The organism is Pseudomonas fluorescens, from assembly GCF_001623525.1.
Taxonomy (GTDB): Bacteria; Pseudomonadota; Gammaproteobacteria; order Pseudomonadales; family Pseudomonadaceae; genus Aquipseudomonas; species Aquipseudomonas fluorescens_Q.
Genome location: NZ_CP015225.1, coordinates 2,591,614 through 2,608,555, shown reverse-complemented (window position 1 = coordinate 2,608,555; position 16,942 = coordinate 2,591,614). Strand labels below are relative to the sequence as shown.

General features: G+C 61.3%; 15 protein-coding genes and 1 pseudogene. 5 read left to right on the top strand and 11 right to left on the bottom strand.

All coding sequences use genetic code 11. The features are described 5' to 3' along the window. Positions 1-175 precede the first annotated feature (175 nt). A pseudogene (locus tag TK06_RS11110) lies at positions 176-367 on the top strand (IclR family transcriptional regulator); the annotation flags it as partial. 24 nt (positions 368-391) lie between these two features. On the opposite strand, the gene TK06_RS11105 reads toward TK06_RS11110, so the two are convergent. Beyond that, a complete protein-coding gene (locus TK06_RS11105) occupies positions 392-1,144 on the bottom strand; it encodes an anti-sigma factor family protein (protein WP_063322117.1) in 753 nt (250 codons plus the stop codon). Then, the gene (locus TK06_RS11100; protein ID WP_063322116.1) at positions 1,141-1,647 is read right to left on the bottom strand and encodes a sigma-70 family RNA polymerase sigma factor; all 507 of its coding nucleotides are present in this window, start codon (positions 1,645-1,647) and stop codon (positions 1,141-1,143) included. The genes TK06_RS11105 and TK06_RS11100 overlap by 4 nt, the downstream gene beginning before the upstream one ends. Positions 1,648-1,815: 168 nt before the next feature. Here TK06_RS11100 and TK06_RS11095 point away from each other — a divergent pair, with 168 nt between their 5' ends. Together TK06_RS11095 and TK06_RS11090 are read left to right on the top strand one after the other, a co-directional pair. Further along, positions 1,816-2,898 (top strand): catalase family peroxidase, encoded by a 1,083-nt coding sequence (locus TK06_RS11095; protein WP_063322115.1) that lies wholly within the window; start codon positions 1,816-1,818, stop codon positions 2,896-2,898. Next, entirely contained in the window at positions 2,895-3,431 is a 537-nt protein-coding gene (locus tag TK06_RS11090) for a cytochrome b (protein ID WP_063322114.1), read from the top strand. Before TK06_RS11095 ends, TK06_RS11090 begins: the two co-directional genes overlap by 4 nt. A 57-nt stretch (positions 3,432-3,488) precedes the next feature. Here the strand turns inward: TK06_RS11090 and TK06_RS11085 are convergent, their stop codons facing one another. After that, the gene (locus tag TK06_RS11085) at positions 3,489-4,640 is read right to left on the bottom strand and encodes a M14 family metallopeptidase (protein ID WP_063322113.1); all 1,152 of its coding nucleotides are present in this window, start codon (positions 4,638-4,640) and stop codon (positions 3,489-3,491) included. A 493-nt stretch (positions 4,641-5,133) separates the two neighbouring features. Then, complete coding sequence (locus TK06_RS11080; RefSeq protein WP_063322112.1) at positions 5,134-5,475, bottom strand: DUF6124 family protein; 342 nt, start codon at positions 5,473-5,475, stop codon at positions 5,134-5,136. Between the two features lie 131 nt (positions 5,476-5,606). Here TK06_RS11080 and TK06_RS11075 point away from each other — a divergent pair, with 131 nt between their 5' ends. Continuing rightward, positions 5,607-6,254, top strand: coding sequence for a LexA family protein (locus TK06_RS11075; RefSeq protein WP_046064773.1), 648 nt, complete (start codon positions 5,607-5,609; stop codon positions 6,252-6,254). Positions 6,255-6,283: 29 nt separating this feature from the next. Here the strand turns inward: TK06_RS11075 and TK06_RS11070 are convergent, their stop codons facing one another. The 4 genes from TK06_RS11070 to TK06_RS11055 are packed head-to-tail and all read right to left on the bottom strand — an operon-like array spanning position 6,284 to position 11,844. Then, positions 6,284-8,233, bottom strand: coding sequence for an acetyl/propionyl/methylcrotonyl-CoA carboxylase subunit alpha (locus TK06_RS11070; RefSeq protein ID WP_063322111.1), 1,950 nt, complete (start codon positions 8,231-8,233; stop codon positions 6,284-6,286). Beyond that, a complete protein-coding gene (locus TK06_RS11065; RefSeq protein WP_063322110.1) occupies positions 8,230-9,048 on the bottom strand; it encodes a gamma-carboxygeranoyl-CoA hydratase in 819 nt (272 codons plus the stop codon). The genes TK06_RS11070 and TK06_RS11065 overlap by 4 nt, the downstream gene beginning before the upstream one ends. Positions 9,049-9,061: 13 nt before the next feature. Beyond that, positions 9,062-10,669, bottom strand: a complete 1,608-nt coding sequence (locus tag TK06_RS11060; protein ID WP_063322109.1) for a carboxyl transferase domain-containing protein — start codon at positions 10,667-10,669, stop codon at positions 9,062-9,064. 11 nt (positions 10,670-10,680) lie between these two features. Continuing rightward, positions 10,681-11,844, bottom strand: coding sequence for an isovaleryl-CoA dehydrogenase (locus tag TK06_RS11055; RefSeq protein WP_063322108.1), 1,164 nt, complete (start codon positions 11,842-11,844; stop codon positions 10,681-10,683). A gap of 198 nt (positions 11,845-12,042) precedes the next feature. Between TK06_RS11055 and TK06_RS11050 the strand changes: the two genes are divergently transcribed. Then, the gene (locus TK06_RS11050) at positions 12,043-13,740 is read left to right on the top strand and encodes an AMP-binding protein (protein ID WP_063322107.1); all 1,698 of its coding nucleotides are present in this window, start codon (positions 12,043-12,045) and stop codon (positions 13,738-13,740) included. A 653-nt stretch (positions 13,741-14,393) separates the two neighbouring features. Here TK06_RS11050 and TK06_RS11045 read toward each other — a convergent pair. From TK06_RS11045 to TK06_RS11035, 3 genes are all read right to left on the bottom strand, one after another. Then, positions 14,394-15,293 carry a hydroxymethylglutaryl-CoA lyase gene (locus tag TK06_RS11045; protein WP_063322106.1) on the bottom strand — a complete coding sequence of 300 codons (900 nt, stop codon included), beginning with the start codon at positions 15,291-15,293 and terminating at the stop codon, positions 14,394-14,396. 92 nt (positions 15,294-15,385) lie between these two features. Continuing rightward, positions 15,386-15,787 (bottom strand): MerR family transcriptional regulator, encoded by a 402-nt coding sequence (locus TK06_RS11040; RefSeq protein ID WP_063322105.1) that lies wholly within the window; start codon positions 15,785-15,787, stop codon positions 15,386-15,388. A 197-nt stretch (positions 15,788-15,984) separates the two neighbouring features. Beyond that, complete coding sequence (locus TK06_RS11035) at positions 15,985-16,914, bottom strand: LysR family transcriptional regulator (RefSeq protein ID WP_063322104.1); 930 nt, start codon at positions 16,912-16,914, stop codon at positions 15,985-15,987. Positions 16,915-16,942 lie beyond the last annotated feature (28 nt).

The window sequence follows — 16,942 nt, the reverse complement described above, 5'->3', positions numbered from 1 at the left end:
CCAGCGGGAGCAAGCTCCCTCGCCACAGGTTATCTTCAGGCACTAAGCCCGAGAGGGCCGCATGATAACTGCAAAATTCGCGCTAGCGCTCGATGCTGCGGTTCCAGCGGGCGTTCCAGGCCGGGCGTTGCTCGTTGACCTGGTCCCAATCCACGGCAATCGCCGTTTCCAGGTATTGCCGATCCTCGACCGTGACGGTCGAGCCGTGGCCGCCTTGAGCGTGGCAACGGTGAGCGACCGCCTGGGGCCCGATCGCCTGCCGATGGTGGTGGACATGCTCAAGCGCGAGGCGGCCCTGATCGGACCGCGGATCAACCCGTTCGACCCGTTGCTGCGCAGGCCTTCGCAGGTGTTTGGGCAGGGTTGAACACTGCCTCAAACCCACCGCTGATCAGAAGTCCAATGTCTGCTTAAGTCTTTGCACCGTCGGCGCATCACTGGGGATGACCATCGCATAGTTGTAGCCCGGCCCGGACCAGTACTCGGCTTGCAACTCGCCCTCGCGACGACTGCCCCGCGGCAGGAGGAAGTTTTTCGGGCCGGGTGGGCGCACGTAGAAGCTGATTTTCTGACCGCTCGGGTCCTGATAGACCACCATCGCCGCCGCGCCTTGTTCGGTGCTGAGCAAGCGTCCGCTGACCGGCTTGAAGCCCGCCCCCGACAGGTCTGGCAGCCGGTCAGCCTGAGTGAAGTAGCGGTCGAGCCAGCCTTGCATGCTCTGCTCGTCGCCGGTCTGGTAATCGGCCGGAAGGATGCCCTGCTGGGCAATTAACCGGTACGCCTGGAGGGCGTCAGCCATGGGGGCTGCGGCGCTGAGTAGGGTCATTTGTCGCGCCTGCCAGCCGCTGACCCCGCCTACGCTGACGGCCAGCAGCAACACCGCGACGCTGGCCAGGTGGCGGCGGGAGCGATGTTTCAGGTGCTGGCGAATCATGGCCGGGTCGAGATCCGGATTGGGCGGCTGTTGCAAGGCGCCGCTCAGGGCCGTGCGCAGGTGCTGCGCGTCTTGTTGCCAGGCGCGGACCCGGGCGGCGACTTCCGGCTGGTTGGCCAGGTAGGCCTGCACCAGGCGCTGGTCGGCCTCGCTCAGTTGGCGATCGACGTAGGCGTGCAGGTCGTTGTCGCTGGGGGGCATGCTGATCATTTGAGTATCCGCAGGGTAGGGCGGGTGACTTCGCCGTCGCTGAGTTGGCGCAGGGCCTGGCGAGCGCGGGACAGGCGGGACATTACCGTGCCGGTCGGCACGCCGAGGATGTCGGCGATTTGCTGGTAACTCAAGCCTTCCACCGACACCCAGAGCAACAGCGCGCGCTGTTCCGTCGTGAGCTGATCGAAGGCCTGCAACGACGATTGCGCGATCACGCTGCGCTCGGCCGAAGGGTGGGCATCGTCGCGGCCGGTGAAAAACTCCAGCATGCGCGCATACCGTCGTGAGCGGCGATGGCTGTCGAGAAACTGCCGATACAGAATCGAAAACAGCCAGGCCCGCAGATCGCCGTCCGGACGCTTGTCGTTCCATTTGGACAATGCCCGTTCCAGGCACATCTGCACCAGGTCGTCGGCGTTGCTCGGGTTGCGCGTCAGCGACACGGCAAAACGCCGTAGCCTGGGGATGAGCTCGCGCAACTGTTCGTCGAATGCGTTCATAGGGGTGTGGCTTCTGTGGGCAGTCATTGCGCCGGGACTGGAAAGACGACCCGCGAACGAGATTATTCCAGTGCAGGAAAAATAAATACGAGGCGTGGGAATAAACCTGCCGGGCCTTCGTCTGACGGGTCCTTTCCAACAAATGGCCTCGAGGCCTGGAGATTTCTCATGGTTGATCCTTCATCCTCGTCGAGCCGGCCACCCTTGAGTGCCGCTGGCCTGACATTGCGCCTGAGCGGCATCGCCGTGATTGTTGCTGCGTTGGCCGGGGCGTTTGCCTACGTCAATGGCAGCCTCGACCCACAACGCCTGACACCACAGGCATTGGTCAATGTGCTGGAAAAAAACAACGGCGTTCACCCGGGCTTTCGACGCAACCACTCGAAAGGGGTCTGCGTCGCGGGTTACTTCCAAAGCTCGGGCGAGGCCAGCGCCTATTCCAGCGCCCAGGTGTTCTCGCTGCCGCAAACGCCTGTGGTTGGGCGTTTCGCCTTGCCCAGCGGCAATCCCTATGCACCGGACGGCAGCGTGCCGATTCGCAGCCTGGCACTGCGCTTTACCCAGGCCAACGGCCAGCAATGGCGCACCGGCATGAACAGCATGCCGGTGTTTCCGGTGGGTACGCCGCAAGCTTTCTACCAACTCCAGCAAGCCCAGTCGCCGGACCCAGCCACAGGAAAACCGAACCCTGCGGCCGTACCGGCGTTCTTTGCTGCACACCCCGAAGCGGCGCCGTTCCTGCAATGGATCAAGACCGCCAAGCCGTCGGCCAGCTATGCCACTGAAACCTACAACGGCATCAACGCGTTCTATCTGATCAACCCCGCCGGGCAGCGTCAGGCGGTGCGCTGGGGCATGGTGCCGATGAGCCAGGATGCTGCGGATGCGACGCCACCCCAGGGGGGCGACTTCCTCGAGCAAGACCTGGTGAAGCGCCTCGCCGCCGGGCCGTTGCGCTGGCAGTTGAACATCACCCTGGCCAACCCGGGTGACCCGGTGAACGATGCCAGCAAGGCCTGGCCCGCTGACCGCAAGGTACTCAATGCCGGCACGTTGGTGCTGGAGCGCACCCAGGCGCAGGACAACGGCGAATGCCGCGACATCAACTATGACCCGCTGATCCTGCCCCAAGGGATCGAAGGTTCCGAAGACCCGCTATTGGTTGCGCGCTCCGCCGCCTATGCCAGTTCCTACTTGCGACGTACCAGCGAAGTGAGCCAGTTGCCCGCCAAACAGGAGTCCCGTCCATGAGCGCCCCTCGTCACTTTGTACCGCTGGCCCGGCTGCTGCACTGGCTGATGGCCGTGATGATCATCGCCATGCTGTTCATCGGCGCGGGCGTGGTCGCCTCGGTGTCCGAACGCCATGAATGGCTGCTGCAGTTGCACAAACCATTGGGTATCGCGATTTTGCTGTTGGTGATCGTGCGCCTGGTGGTGCGTTTTACTACCCGCCAACCACCGCTGCCGGCGGATCTGCCGGCCTGGCAAGTGCTGGCGGCAAACGCCTCGCATGTGCTGTTGTACGCCCTGATGCTGGTCTTGCCGTTGTTGGGCTGGGGCATGATTTCGGCGGCGGGGGACCCGGTGATGCTCGGCGACTCGTTGCAACTGCCTTCGATTCTGCCAGCCCACGCGCAGACGTTCGCACTGCTGCGCAAGGCCCACGGGTACCTGGCTTACCTGTTGTTCGTGACGGTGCTGGTGCATCTGGCGGCGGCGTTGTTTCACGCTTGGGTGCGCCGGGATGAGGTGTTGGACAGTATGTTGCGCGGCAAGGGTTGATGGATTGTGGCCAGGGAGCAAGCTCCCTGGCCACAGGGGATTGATCAGGTCTTCGGATCAGCGCAATTCGTCGACCATGGCCTCGATGGTGCTCAACACATCCTTGCCCAGCTGCATCGAGCGTTTGCCAGACCAGCCGGTGATCGGGTTCGGGTGATCGTTGTGGTCCTTGAACGGCATCTCCAGGGTCAGGGACAGGCAGTCATATTTCTGGCCGACCGCGTTACAGGCCAGGGTCATGTTGGCCTGGCCCGGTTCGTCGCGGGTGTAGCCGTGAGTGGTCTGGAAGTCTTTGGTCTGATGCTTGAGATGGCTGCGAAAGCGCTCTTCAAGTTCGGCAATGCGTGGCGTGTAGCCCGGGTTGCCTTCGCAACCGGCGGTGAAGACGTGGGGAATTTCCTCATCGCCGTGAGCATCGAGGAACAGATCGACGCCGTACTTTTCCATTTGTTGCTGGACGAAAAAGACCTCGGGGCTGATTTCCGGACTGGCGTTCTGCCAGGCGCGGTTGAGGTCCTGGCCCATGGCGTTGGTCCGCAGATGCCCATGGAATGCGCCGTCCGGGTTCATGTTCGGCACCAGGTACAGATCGGCCTTGGCGAGCAACTGGTTCAGTTGCGCATCGTCATGCTGCTGAAGGCGTTCGATCACGCCCTCCATGAACCACTCGGCCATGTGCTCGCCGGGATGTTGCTGGGCGATGATCCAGACTTTGCGCCGGCCTTCGGCACCGCTGCCTTTGCGCAGCAGCTGAATGTCCCGGCCTTCCACGCTTTTACCGACGGCCAAGAGTTCGGTGCCAGCCTTGTGCTGTGCTTGCTCGATCAGCCAATCATGTCGGCCGCGACTGTAGGGTTCGAAGTAGGCGAACCAGACGTTGGTCTGTTCGGTCTCCAGATAAAAGCGCAGGGCGTCGCCTTCAAATTGGGTCGGAATGCGGAACCAATTGACGTGATCGTAGGAGGCAACGGCCTGGTAGCCCGTCCAGGCCTTGTTGTAAGACGATTGACTGGCGTTGAGCAGCCGAAAGGAATATTCCTGGCCGACGTGCAGGCCGCTGGCCTTGAAGTGGAACCATTGGAAATGGGCGCTGCGGGTGTCGGGCCTGATCTTGAGCAACGACTGCAACGGGTTGCTGATGTCGACGACCTCGATGTTGCCGCTGTCGAAATTGGCGCTGATATCAAAGGAAGATTTAGCCACGGTCACGATTCCTGGAGAGGATTTTCATGGCCATTACTGTACACGCAAGACGGGGGGAACCGAGACGCTTTACGTCACGTAAACGAGGGGGCGTCCTCCCTGGACGCCGAGCCAGCTTAGAGAGTCTGCAATTGATTCTCAAGCGCTGGTTGTCGATAGTTTCCGCCTGCGTGGCGGGGCTGCTCTTGCAAACGGGTATTCATTTGCTATCATCGCCGCCATCGAATTGGCAGCACCCAAAAAGACTTCATTAGCCTGAAGCCATAAGCCGAAAAATCGGCAAAAAAAGACCCGGCAAAAAGCCGGGTCAAAAACCGTGATTAGCCTGATGAGGAGATATTCCAGAAGTCCGACCTAAGGTCTTCTGGTCTATCGACTGATCTCGCGATCAGCTGATGCAATAATAATCATTATCATTTGCAAGTCAAATGATTTTATCGCGTCGATGGAAAATTTTTCTCGTCGTCCGCGTTCGCGGCGACATTCCCGAGTGTTACCCCTAGCGAGTCGGGTAGCCATCCAGGGATCGGTCAAGCATCACCTTGACCAGGTCAATCATGTGCACCACCGAAAACGCCAGGTCACGGTTCGAACCGTTCAACTGGTTGGCGGACTCGTGGGCGGTCGCCGCTGCACAGCGCAGCAGGTCGCATGCGTGAACAAGGGCTTCTTCTGCGCTGACGCTGTGATTGACGTCGAAGAAGCGATGTTCTGCCTGTGCCTGCGAAACACCTGGTTTCAAGTAGTAATCGAGGGCGCGCTTGGCCGCCGGGCAATCCTGCAAGGAAGGGAACGTGCTGTCGAAAGGGCTGCCGGGTTGGTTTTTGTTGGGTGTATCCATGGTGATGAAAATCTCCGTGTGTGGGGCTGAACTCCTGAATCCAGAATAGTACTTATCGTAATTGTGACGATAATTTAAATACTACAATTTGTGTTTTGAATGGCCGGAGTCATCCACGTATCGTGCCGCACATGGATAAATGGATAGAGTTGGTCAAGGCCAAGATGAAGGAGCTGCGCATCACGCAAGTGGTGCTTGCAGAACGGTTGGGAATGTCCCAGGGCGGCGTCGGCCATTGGCTGACCAGGCGCCGGCAACCCAGTGTCGAAGACATGAACCGGGTCCTGCGGGAGCTGGGGCTGGAGTTTCTGGAAGTGGCGATGGTGATTCGCGAGCCGGACACTTCCACGGACGAAGGCATGGCCCTGGCGCAGAAGTACAATCCGTACTTCCGCTACCCGGTCAGTGAATGGCACGAGGTTGGCGAGGTTCGCGAAGGCGATCCTGGTGCCTACAGCCAGGCGCGCTACGAGCTGACGGACTACCACGCCCTGGGGGCCGCGTTCTGGCTGGTGGTGGTGGGCGACGCGATGACCGCACCCAGCGGCTTGAGCATTCCCGAGGGCATGTCGATCCTGGTGGATCCGGCCATCGAGGCGGTGCCAGGCAAACTGGTGGTTGCCTGCTTGCCCGGCAGCAGTGACGCGACCTTTCGCAAATTGATCGAAGAGAGCGGGCAGCGTTACCTGGTTCCGCTCAATCCGACTTACCCGAAAAACCTGTACACCGAGCAATGTCGCCTCATCGGTGTGGTGGTGCAGGCCACCATCAGGTTCTGACTGGATCGGCCCTGGGAGCGGGCCGATGCCTATTCTTCGAACGCCACCAGGGCGCTGCCTTCGCTGACCATTTCACCTTCCTGGCAATACAGCGCCTTGATCACCCCGGCCTTGGGCGCACGAATGCTGTGCTCCATTTTCATGGCCTCCAGGACCACCAGTTGAGCTCCGGCATCCACCGGCTGACCGACACTCACCAATACCCGGACGATACTGCCGTTCATGGGCGCGGCCAGGCCGCCCTGATGGCTGTGGCTGGCCTCTGCCGCGGCCAACGGGTCGTACAGATCGATCCGATGCAGGTCACCCGCCCAGTGCAGATACAGGCTGTCGCCCTGGCGAATGGCCCGATGGCTGCGGCGCACACCGTGGTGCTCGATCGTCAGTCGCTCACCCTTGAGTTCCGCGCAATGGGCTGTGACGTCCAGCGTCAGCGCACGATCCTGGCCTTCACAGCTCAGGTGCAAGGTGGTTTCCCTCGACAACCCCAGGCGCATCCCGGTGGTGCTGGCCCACGGTGAGCCGGCGTCATCGCCGCGTATGTGCGGTGCCAGGCTCAAGGCGAAGCCTTGGGCGGCTGCTAACCAGAAAGCGTCATCCAATTCACCTGGCTCTGGCAGCAATTGCGCCTGGTAACGCGGGATAAAGCCGGTGTCCAGTTCTGCCGCCGCGAAAGCAGGGTGGGCCACTATTCGGCGCAGGAACCCGATGTTGGTTTTCAGCCCGCCAATGGCAAATTCGTCGAGCATACTCAACAGCCGCAAGCGCGCCTGTTCGCGATTCTCACCCCAGGCAATCAGCTTGCCGAGCATCGGGTCGTAGAACGGTGAGATTTCATCACCTTCTTCAACCCCGCTGTCGACCCGCCGACCCGGCCCCTTGGCCGATTCGCGATACAACGCCAGGCGGCCGGTGGCCGGCAGGAAATCGTTGACCGGGTCTTCGGCATACAGTCGCACTTCGATGGCGTGACCGAGCAGCGGCACTTGCGCTTGAGTGATCGGCAAGGGTTCGCCTTGGGCAACGCGGATCTGCCAGGCCACCAGGTCCAGTCCGGTGATCGCTTCGGTGACCGGATGCTCGACCTGCAAGCGGGTATTCATTTCCATGAAGAAAAACTCGCCCCGCGCATCCAGCAGGAACTCCACCGTGCCAGCCCCGACGTAACCAATCGCCTGGGCTGCGCGCACGGCGGCTTCACCCATGGCCTGGCGCAATTGCGCGGTCAGGCCGGGGGCGGGGGCTTCTTCCACCACTTTCTGGTGGCGGCGCTGGATCGAGCAATCGCGTTCGTTGAGGTACAGGCAGTTGCCGTGTTGGTCGGCAAATACCTGGATTTCCACGTGGCGTGGCTTGAGCAGGTATTTTTCCACCAGCATCCGTGAGTCGCCGAACGAGGACTGCGCTTCACGCTGGGCCGAGGCCAGGGCTTCGGCCAGTTGGCTGACATCCTCGACGACTTTCATGCCCTTGCCGCCACCGCCGGCCGTGGCCTTGAGCAATACCGGGTAGCCGATGCGCTCGGCGGCGTCGCGAAAGGTCTCCAGGTCCTGGGCTTCGCCGTGATAACCGGGCACCAGGGGCACGCCGGCGGTTTCCATCAAAGCCTTGGCCGCCGATTTGCTGCCCATGGCATCGATGGCCGAGGCCGGTGGGCCGAGGAAGATCAGCCCGGCGTTTTCAATCGCCCGAGCGAACCCGGCGTTCTCGGACAGAAAGCCATAGCCGGGGTGGATGGCCTGGGCGCCGCTGGCTTTCGCTGCGGCGATCAGCTTGTCGATTTGCAGGTAGCTGTCGGCGGCCTTGCTGCCGCCCAGGTCGACGCGGATATCGGCTTCACGGCTGTGGCGGGCGTCGCGGTCGGTGGCGCTGTGGACGGCAACGGTAGTCAGGCCCATGGCTTTGGCGGTGCGCATCACGCGGCAGGCGATTTCGCCGCGGTTGGCCACCAGCAACGTGGTGAGGGCAGGGGCGCTCATCGACGCGGCTCCTTGTTATTCGATTCGGCTTGCCAGTTCGGCGCACGCTTTTGCAGGAAAGCCCGCAGGCCTTCCTGACCCTCCGGGCTGACGCGGATGCGGGCGATGGCATTTTCGGTGTAGCGCCGCAGCGCCGGGGTAAGGGCGCCGTTGCCGACTTCACGCAGCAGTTCCTTGCTGGCGCGCATGGCCGCCGGGCTGTTGAGCAACAGGTTGTCGATCCACTGTTCGACCTGCTGGTCCAGGACCTCGGCCGGGTAACTTTCCGACAGCAAACCGATTTCTTTCGCACGTTGCCCGTCGAAGCGTTCCGCCGTCAGGGCATAACGACGCGCGGCACGTTCGCCGATGGCTTGCACCACGAACGGGCTGATCACCGCTGGCGCCAGGCCAATGCGCACTTCCGACAGGCAGAACTGTGCTTCATCGGCGCCAATGGCCATGTCACAAGCGCTGATAAGCCCCAGTGCGCCACCGAACGCGGCGCCCTGGACGACGGCCAGGGTAGGAATTTTCAGCTTGGCGAGGTTGTACATCAGCTCCGCCAGTTCCCGGGCGTCATCAAGGTTGGTGTGGTAGTCGAGCTCGGCCGATTGTTGCATCCAGGCCAGGTCGGCGCCGGCGCTGAAATGCTTGCCGCGGCCGCGGATCAGCAGGAAGCGCAAGTTTGGATCGCTGCTGACGTGGTCCAGGGCCAGGATCAGTTCGCGGATCATTTCGGCGTTGAACGCGTTGTTTTTCGACTCGCGGCTGAGCCACAGGGTGGCAACGCCCCGTGGGTCGCTGTGCAGTTCGAGGGTGTTGAAGTTATCCATGGGCATTCCCCGTTTACATCCGGAACACGCCGAAGCGGCTCGGTTCGATAGGCGCGTTCAGTGACGCGGACAAGGCCAGGCCCAGCACGTCGCGGGTCTGGGCCGGGTCGATGACGCCGTCGTCCCACAGCCTGGCACTGGAATAATAGGGGTGACCCTGTTCTTCGTACTGATCGAGGATCGGTTGCTTGATCTCGGCTTCCTGCTCGGCGCTGAAAGGGTGGCCACTGCGTTCGGCTTGTTCACGCTTGACCTGCACCAGCACGCCGGCCGCCTGTTCGGCGCCCATCACGCCTATCCGCGCGTTCGGCCACATCCACAGAAAACGTGGGTCGTAGGCGCGACCGCACATGCCGTAGTTACCCGCGCCGAAACTGCCGCCAATGATCACGGTGAATTTCGGCACCTTGGCGCACGCCACGGCGGTCACCAGTTTCGCGCCGTGCTTGGCGATACCGCCGGCCTCGTACTTCTGGCCGACCATGAACCCGGTGATGTTCTGTAGGAACAGCAACGGTATGCCGCGCTGACAGGCCAGCTCGATGAAGTGCGCGCCTTTTTGCGCGGCTTCGGCAAACAGAATGCCGTTGTTGGCCAGGATCGCGATCGGGTAGCCATGCAAGTGGGCGAAGCCGCACACCAGCGTCGTTCCGAACAGCGCCTTGAATTCGTCAAACACCGAGCCGTCCACTAGGCGCGCGATCACTTCCCGCACATCGAACGGCTGCTTGGCGTCGGCCGAAACCACGCCGTACAGCTCCTCGCCGGAGTAAAGCGGGGCAATCGGCAGACGATGCTGCAACTCGCCCTGTTTGCGCCAATTGAGGTTGGCCACGCTGCGGCGTGCCAGGGCCAGGGCATGTTCATCGCTGTCGGCATAATGGTCGGCCACGCCGGAGATCTTGCAGTGCACATCGGCGCCGCCCAGGTCTTCGGCGCTGACCACCTCACCGGTGGCCGCTTTCACCAACGGTGGGCCGGCGAGGAAAATCGTCGCCTGCTGGCGGACCATGATCGCCTCGTCCGCCATGGCCGGCACATAGGCGCCACCGGCGGTGCAGGAACCCATGACCACGGCGATCTGCGGGATGCCCTGGGCACTCATGTTGGCCTGGTTGAAGAAGATCCGGCCAAAGTGCTCGCGGTCCGGGAACACCTCGTCCTGGCGCGGCAGATTGGCGCCGCCGGAGTCCACCAGGTAAATGCAGGGTAGGCGATTCTGCTGGGCGATGGTCTGGGCACGCAGGTGTTTTTTCACCGTCAGCGGGTAGTAGGAACCACCTTTGACTGTCGCATCGTTGGCGACAATCATGCATTCGACGCCTTCCACGCGGCCGATGCCGGCAATCACACCGGCTGCCGGCACGTCTTCGCCATAGACTTCGTGGGCTGCCAATGGGCTGATTTCCAAAAACGGCGAGCCCGGGTCCAGCAGTCGGTTGATGCGTTCACGGGGCAGTAGCTTGCCCCGCGACGTGTGCCTTTCCTGGGCCTTGGGACCGCCGCCTTGGCGAATTTGCGCGAGCAAGGTGCGCAAGGCCTCGACGTGTCCGAGCATCGCATCGCGGTTGGCGATGAACTCCGGCGAGCGCGGGTTGAGCTGAGTGTGCAGCGTGGCCATGGTCAGCTCCGTTAGCGGGTTTCGTTGAACAGTTCGCGGCCGATCAGCATCCGACGAATCTCACTGGTGCCAGCACCGATTTCATACAGCTTGGCGTCACGCAGCAGACGGCCGGCCGGGAATTCGTTGATGTAGCCATTGCCGCCGAGGATCTGGATGGCGTCGAGGGCCATTTGCGTGGCGCGTTCGGCGCTGTAGAGGATCACCCCGGCGGCGTCCTTTCGGGTGGTTTCGCCGCGCTCGCAGGCCTGCGCCACGGCATACAGATAGGCGCGGCTGGCGTTGAGCTGGGTGTACATGTCGGCGACCTTGCCCTGGATCAGCTGGAATTCGCCAATGCTCTGGCCGAACTGCTTGCGGTCATGGATGTAGGGCACGATCAGGTCCATGCAGGCCTGCATGATCCCGGTCGGGCCGCCAGAGAGCACGACGCGCTCGTAGTCGAGGCCGCTCATCAGCACTTTCACACCGCCATTGAGCGCGCCGAGGATGTTGTCTTCCGGCACTTCGACGTCATCGAAGAACAACTCGCAGGTGTTGGAGCCACGCATGCCGAGCTTGTCGAATTTATTGCTGCGGCTGAAGCCTTTCCAGTCGCGCTCGACGATGAAGGCGGTGATGCCATGGGGACCTTTTTCCAGGTCGGTCTTGGCGTAGATCACGTAGGTGTTGGCATCGGGGCCGTTGGTGATCCAGGTCTTGCTGCCATTGAGCACGTACTTGTCGCCACGCTTGTCGGCCCGCAGTTTCATCGAGACCACGTCGGAGCCGGCGTTCGGCTCGCTCATTGCCAGGGCACCGATGTGTTCGCCGCTGATCAGCTTGGGCAGGTATTTGGTTTTCTGTTCGTGATTGCCGTTGCGGTTGATCTGGTTCACGCAGAGGTTGGAGTGGGCACCGTAGGAGAGGGCGACCGAGGCCGAACCACGGCTGATTTCTTCCATCGCCACCACGTGGGCCAGGTAGCCCAGGCCAGCGCCGCCGTATTCTTCCGGTACGGTGATACCCAGCAGGCCCATGTCGCCGAACTTGCGCCACATGTCGGCGGGAAACAGGTTGTCGATATCGATTTGCGCTGCTCGCGGCGCCAGTTCAGCGTTGACGAAGGCCTGCACCTGGTCGCGCAACATGTCGATGGTTTCGCCGAGGGCAAAGTTCAGGGATGGGTAGCTCATGGGACACCTTTGGCTTTTTTATCGGGTGCGGAGAGCGGGGGGAATGGCTCTCACCTTTACGTTAACGTAAGCCTGCGACGAGAGGCTGTCAATCGCCCTTTACGTTAACGTCAACTTGAGCCAGAGTAAGTGCCCGCAAAGGCATGTTGTTGCATCAGGTTACCGCTACACCCACTAATAAAGACAAGAGGGGGCGTCATGGATCAACCCGGTTTGCATTCGCAGCTCAGCTACACCCGTGGTTCCGCGGCCAAGGCCTTGTTGGCTCAAACCATCGGCGAGGTTTTCGACCAGACGATGGCCCGCTATCCGGAGGGCGAGGCGTTGGTGGTTCGCCATCAATCGCTGCGCTATACCTGGCGACAACTGGCCGAGGCTGTCGATCTGCACGCCCGAGCCTTATTGGCGCTAGGCTTGAAAACCGGTGATCGCCTTGGCGTGTGGGCACCCAATTGCGCCCAGTGGTGCATCAGCCAGTTCGCCAGTGCGAAGCTCGGCGTGATTCTGGTCAACATCAATCCGGCCTATCGCGTCTCTGAGCTCGAATACGTGCTCAAACAATCCGGATGCCAATGGCTGGTGTGTGCCGGGGCGTTCAAGACCTCGGACTATCACGCCATGCTGCAAACGCTGGCACCGGAACTGGCAGAGCAACCGATCGGCCAGATGCAGAGCGAGCGCCTGCCGGAGTTGCGCGGCGTGATCAGCCTCGATTCCCAGCCACCGTCAGGCTTCCTGCCTTGGTCGCAACTGGCCGCCCTGGGCGCGGCGGTGACGCCTGGACAACTGGCCGAGCGCCAATCCAGCCTGCACTTCGATCAGCCGGTGAATATCCAGTACACCTCCGGCACCACCGGCTTCCCCAAGGGCGCTACCCTCAGTCATCACAATATTCTGAATAACGGTTACATGGTCGGCGAAAGCCTGGGCCTGACGGCTGACGATCGGTTGGTGATCCCGGTGCCGCTCTACCATTGCTTTGGCATGGTCATGGGTAACCTGGGCTGCATGACCCATGGCAGCACCATGATCTACCCCAACGATGCCTTCGACCCGCTGCTGACGCTCAAGGCCGTGGCCGAAGAAAAGGCCACTGCGTTGTATGGTGTGCCCACCATGTTCATCGCCCTGCTGGACCAGCCGCAGCGGGGCGACTTCGACCTGTCCAGCCTGCGCACGGGCATCATGGCCGGGGCCACATGCCCCATCGAAGTGATGCGACGGGTCATCAATGAAATGCACATGGCCGAAGTGCAGATTGCCTACGGCATGACGGAAACCAGCCCGGTGTCATTGCAGACCGGTCCTACCGACGAACTGGAACTGCGCGTAACCACCGTTGGCCGTACCCAGCCGCAACTGGAAAGTAAAATTATCGATGCGGCCGGCAATCTCGTCCCGCGTGGTGCTGTCGGCGAATTATGTACCCGTGGCTACAGCGTGATGCTCGGCTATTGGAACAACCCCAAGGGCACCGCCGATGCCATCGACCCGGATGGCTGGATGCACACCGGCGACTTGGCGACCATGGACGAGCAGGGCTACGTGCGCATTGTCGGGCGCAACAAGGACATGATCATCCGCGGCGGGGAGAATATTTACCCGCGTGAGCTGGAGGAGTTTTTCTTCACTCACCCGGCGGTGGCGGACGTGCAAGTGATCGGCATTCCGTGTTCGCGTTATGGCGAGGAAATCGTTGCGTGGATCAAGTTTCATCCCGGCCACAGTGCCTGCGAACAGGAACTGCAAGCCTGGTGCAAGGAGCGCATCGCCCACTTCAAGACGCCGCGTCATTTCAAATTCGTCGAAGAATTTCCCATGACGGTCACCGGTAAGATCCAGAAATTCCGCATGCGCGAAATCAGCATCGAAGAGCTGCGCGATAAGCAAAGCTAGCCGCAACACTTGCGGGAGCGAGCCTGCTCGCGATGGCGGTGGGATAGTCGACAGATAGGTTGGCTGTGCCGCCGTCATCGCGAGCATGCTCGCATCCACGGGGGAAATGTGAAATCCGGGAAAGCACAAAGGGGAGCCGAAGCTCCCCTTTAATTTTGTCGTCGCGTGCTCTTTTTTATTATTGAGGGGCGGCCTGTTGTTGTTTTTGGCAGCCGTTGCCCTTTACCGCTGTTTTTGGCGATCCCCATCCGGGATCAAGAGCAAACGTATTTTTTTGAGCGCTGATCTGCTTTTTCGCCTTGCGATCCAACCGATTCGGGAGCTACCTGAAGGTAGTTTTATTGTTCTCTGCCCGGTTGCGGGTTGCTCCTGAAAGCACCCTAAAAAGCACATCCTCTCCAAAAAAATCTGTTAGCTGCGTCTCTGCCGTGTTGTTTTTGTTATGCCAGAGTCGTTTCGTCTTGTTTTTATTGGGTTTGCTGCGTTTTTTTATTCTTGTTATGCGAGAGATATAGCAGGTGGCGTGCCAACTTTTAAAACTCTATATAAATCAATGGCTTGAATTTTTTAGCTGAAAAACCTGGCGCGTCAAACCTGACAAATTGTTTCCGTGTTACTCGTTTCGCCGCCGTTACAAAGCCAGCGGTAACACCTCACTGTGCGCTGCGGGCCTTGGCGACACGCGAGCCGCTAGGGCGGCCGAGCACGTCGCAGATCTGCCGACCCGCGGCGATCAGGGCGTCCAGGTCGACACCGGTTTCGATACCCAAGCCATTGAGCAGGTACAGCACGTCCTCGGTGGCAACGTTACCGCTGGCGCCCTTGGCATAAGGGCAGCCGCCCAGGCCGGCGATGGAGCTGTCGAACACCGCGATGCCTTCCAGCAGGCTGGCGTACACGTTGGCCATGGCTTGGCCGTAGGTATCGTGGAAGTGTCCGGCGAGCTTGTCTCGAGGCACCTCGGCGCCCACCACCTCGAACATCCTGCGGGTGGCACCGGCGGTGCCCGTGCCGATGGTGTCACCCAGGGAGACTTCGTAGCAGCCCATGGCATACAGCTCCCGAGCGACCCAAGCCACCTGCTCAGGCTTGACCGCACCTTCATACGGGCAACCCAACACGCAGGACACATAACCGCGCACACTGACGCCGTGTTGTCTGGCGGCCTCCATGATCGGCTCGAAACGCTCCAGGCTGTCCTTGATGGAGCAGTTGATATTGCGCTGGGAGAATGCTTCGGACGCGGCGGCGAACACCGCCACTTCTTTCACGCCCGCCGCCAGCGCATCTTCAAAACCCCGCAGGTTCGGCGCCAGGGCGCCATAGGTTACACCGGGCTTGCGCTGGATCTGCGCGAACACCTCGGCGGAGCCCGCCATTTGCGGCACCCACTTGGGCGAGACGAAACTGCCGACTTCGATGTAGCCCAGGCCGGCGGCGCTCAAGGCATCCACCAGACGCACCTTGTCGGCGACGCTGATGGGCTGTGCTTCATTCTGCAGCCCGTCACGGGGGCCGACTTCGATCAGTCGTACAAAGGAGGGGAGGGACATGGGGATTGACCTGTAGTGAGTTGCCAATATGTCGAGCGCAATGATGAACCCATTGTGGGAGCGAGCTTGCTCGCTCCCACAGGGGGAAAGTGTTACTGGACGATTTCCTCGCCCTTGAGTGTCTGCTCCAGCGCCTGGATGCAGCGTTCTTCGGCGGTGTCGAGTTCCAGCTTCATCTGTTCGATGTCCAGCAATTGCTGTTCGAGCTGTTCCCGGCGTTCGGCGATTTTCGCCAGCATGCTGTGCAGCTGTTTCTGATTGCCGCTGGTGGGGTCGTAGAGTTCGATCAGTTCGCGGCACTCGGCCAGGGAAAAGCCGATGCGCTTGCCGCGCAGGATCAGCTTCAGGCTGACCTTGTCCCGCGGCGAGTAAATGCGCTCCTGGCCGCGTCGCTCCGGGCTCAACAGGCCTTGTTCTTCATAGAAACGGATGGCCCGGGTGGTGATATCCAGCTCGCGGGCGAGGTCGGAGATGCTGTAGGTCTGGCTGCTCATGGACGCGCTCGAAACGAAAGGGGCTGGCGCTAAGCTAAAGGCAGCTTTACGTTCGCGTCAAGCATGGGGGCCGGCACTGCATGGCAGGCATGAACCTGTGGGAGCGAGCTTGCTCGCGATAGCGGTAGACCGGCCAATATCAATGTCGACTGATCCGACGCCATCGTGAGCAAGCTCGCTCCCACAATGTTGATCGCCTAAACCTTGTCGAGCTTCTTCTCATGGGCCGTCACCTGCTGGCACAGCTCGATCATCTGCTCGCGCATCCAGCGGTTGGCCGGGTCCTGGTCGGTGCTTTCGTGCCAGTAGAGGTGGGTTTCCACCGGTGGCACGTCGTTGACTGGTAACAGGAAGGCGTGCAGATCGTGACGACGGGCAAAGCGCTCGGGGACGGTCATGACCATGTCCGTTTGTTGCAGGACCTGGGAGGCCATCAGGTAATGCTGGGAGCGCAGGGCGATCTTGCGCTGGATACCCATCTTGCCGAGGGCCAGGTCGACATAACCCAGCCCGTTGCGGCGGCTGGAAATATGCACGTGGGTCTGGGCCAGGTAATCGTCGAGGCTGATCTTTTCCTTGCCCGCCAGCGGATGGCCCTTGCGCATGGCGCACACGTAGCGATCTTCCATCAACTTGACGTGGCGTACCTGCGGGTCGGTGTTGAGCGGTGCGTCCACGGCGAAGTCGAGGCGGCCGGCGGCCAGCTCCTTGGTGGTTTCACGGCGCTTGGAGAGGAAGCTCTCGATCGCCACGGTAGGTGCCAGGCGACGCAGGCGCTGGAACAGCGGCGGCAGGATCACGCCTTCGGTGAGGTCGGTCATGCTGATGCGGTAGGTCTTGACGGCCTGCAACGGGTTGAAGATCCGGCTTTCCTGCACCGACACCCGCAGCAGCGACAGGGCGTTGCGCACCGGGCCGATGATGTTCTGGGCCATGGGCGTGGGCACCATGCCTTGGGCGGTGCGCACGAAGAGCGGGTCGTTGAAGGTCTCCCGCAGGCGCGCCAGGGCATTGGACACGGCCGGCTGCGTGATGCCGACGATCTGCCCGGCGCGGGTCAGGTTGGCTTCGGTGTAGATCGCATCGAAGACAATGAAAAGGTTGAGATCGACCTTGCTCAGATTCATGGCGCTGCACTCTTATTCTTGGACGTGT

Excerpts from the sequence above, each read along its gene's own strand:
- TK06_RS11105 (WP_063322117.1), bottom strand. The coding sequence starts at position 1,144 with ATGATCAGCATGCCCCCCAGCGACAACGACCTGCACGCCTACGTCGAT.
- TK06_RS11100 (WP_063322116.1), bottom strand. The coding sequence starts at position 1,647 with ATGAACGCATTCGACGAACAGTTGCGCGAGCTCATCCCCAGGCTACGG.
- TK06_RS11095 (WP_063322115.1), top strand. The coding sequence starts at position 1,816 with ATGGTTGATCCTTCATCCTCGTCGAGCCGGCCACCCTTGAGTGCCGCT.
- TK06_RS11090 (WP_063322114.1), top strand. The coding sequence starts at position 2,895 with ATGAGCGCCCCTCGTCACTTTGTACCGCTGGCCCGGCTGCTGCACTGG.
- TK06_RS11080 (WP_063322112.1), bottom strand. The coding sequence starts at position 5,475 with ATGGATACACCCAACAAAAACCAACCCGGCAGCCCTTTCGACAGCACG.
- TK06_RS11075 (WP_046064773.1), top strand. The coding sequence starts at position 5,607 with ATGGATAAATGGATAGAGTTGGTCAAGGCCAAGATGAAGGAGCTGCGC.
- TK06_RS11070 (WP_063322111.1), bottom strand. The coding sequence starts at position 8,233 with ATGAGCGCCCCTGCCCTCACCACGTTGCTGGTGGCCAACCGCGGCGAA.
- TK06_RS11065 (WP_063322110.1), bottom strand. The coding sequence starts at position 9,048 with ATGGATAACTTCAACACCCTCGAACTGCACAGCGACCCACGGGGCGTT.
- TK06_RS11060 (WP_063322109.1), bottom strand. The coding sequence starts at position 10,669 with ATGGCCACGCTGCACACTCAGCTCAACCCGCGCTCGCCGGAGTTCATC.
- TK06_RS11055 (WP_063322108.1), bottom strand. The coding sequence starts at position 11,844 with ATGAGCTACCCATCCCTGAACTTTGCCCTCGGCGAAACCATCGACATG.
- TK06_RS11050 (WP_063322107.1), top strand. The coding sequence starts at position 12,043 with ATGGATCAACCCGGTTTGCATTCGCAGCTCAGCTACACCCGTGGTTCC.
- TK06_RS11045 (WP_063322106.1), bottom strand. The coding sequence starts at position 15,293 with ATGTCCCTCCCCTCCTTTGTACGACTGATCGAAGTCGGCCCCCGTGAC.
- TK06_RS11040 (WP_063322105.1), bottom strand. The coding sequence starts at position 15,787 with ATGAGCAGCCAGACCTACAGCATCTCCGACCTCGCCCGCGAGCTGGAT.
- TK06_RS11035 (WP_063322104.1), bottom strand. The coding sequence starts at position 16,914 with ATGAATCTGAGCAAGGTCGATCTCAACCTTTTCATTGTCTTCGATGCG.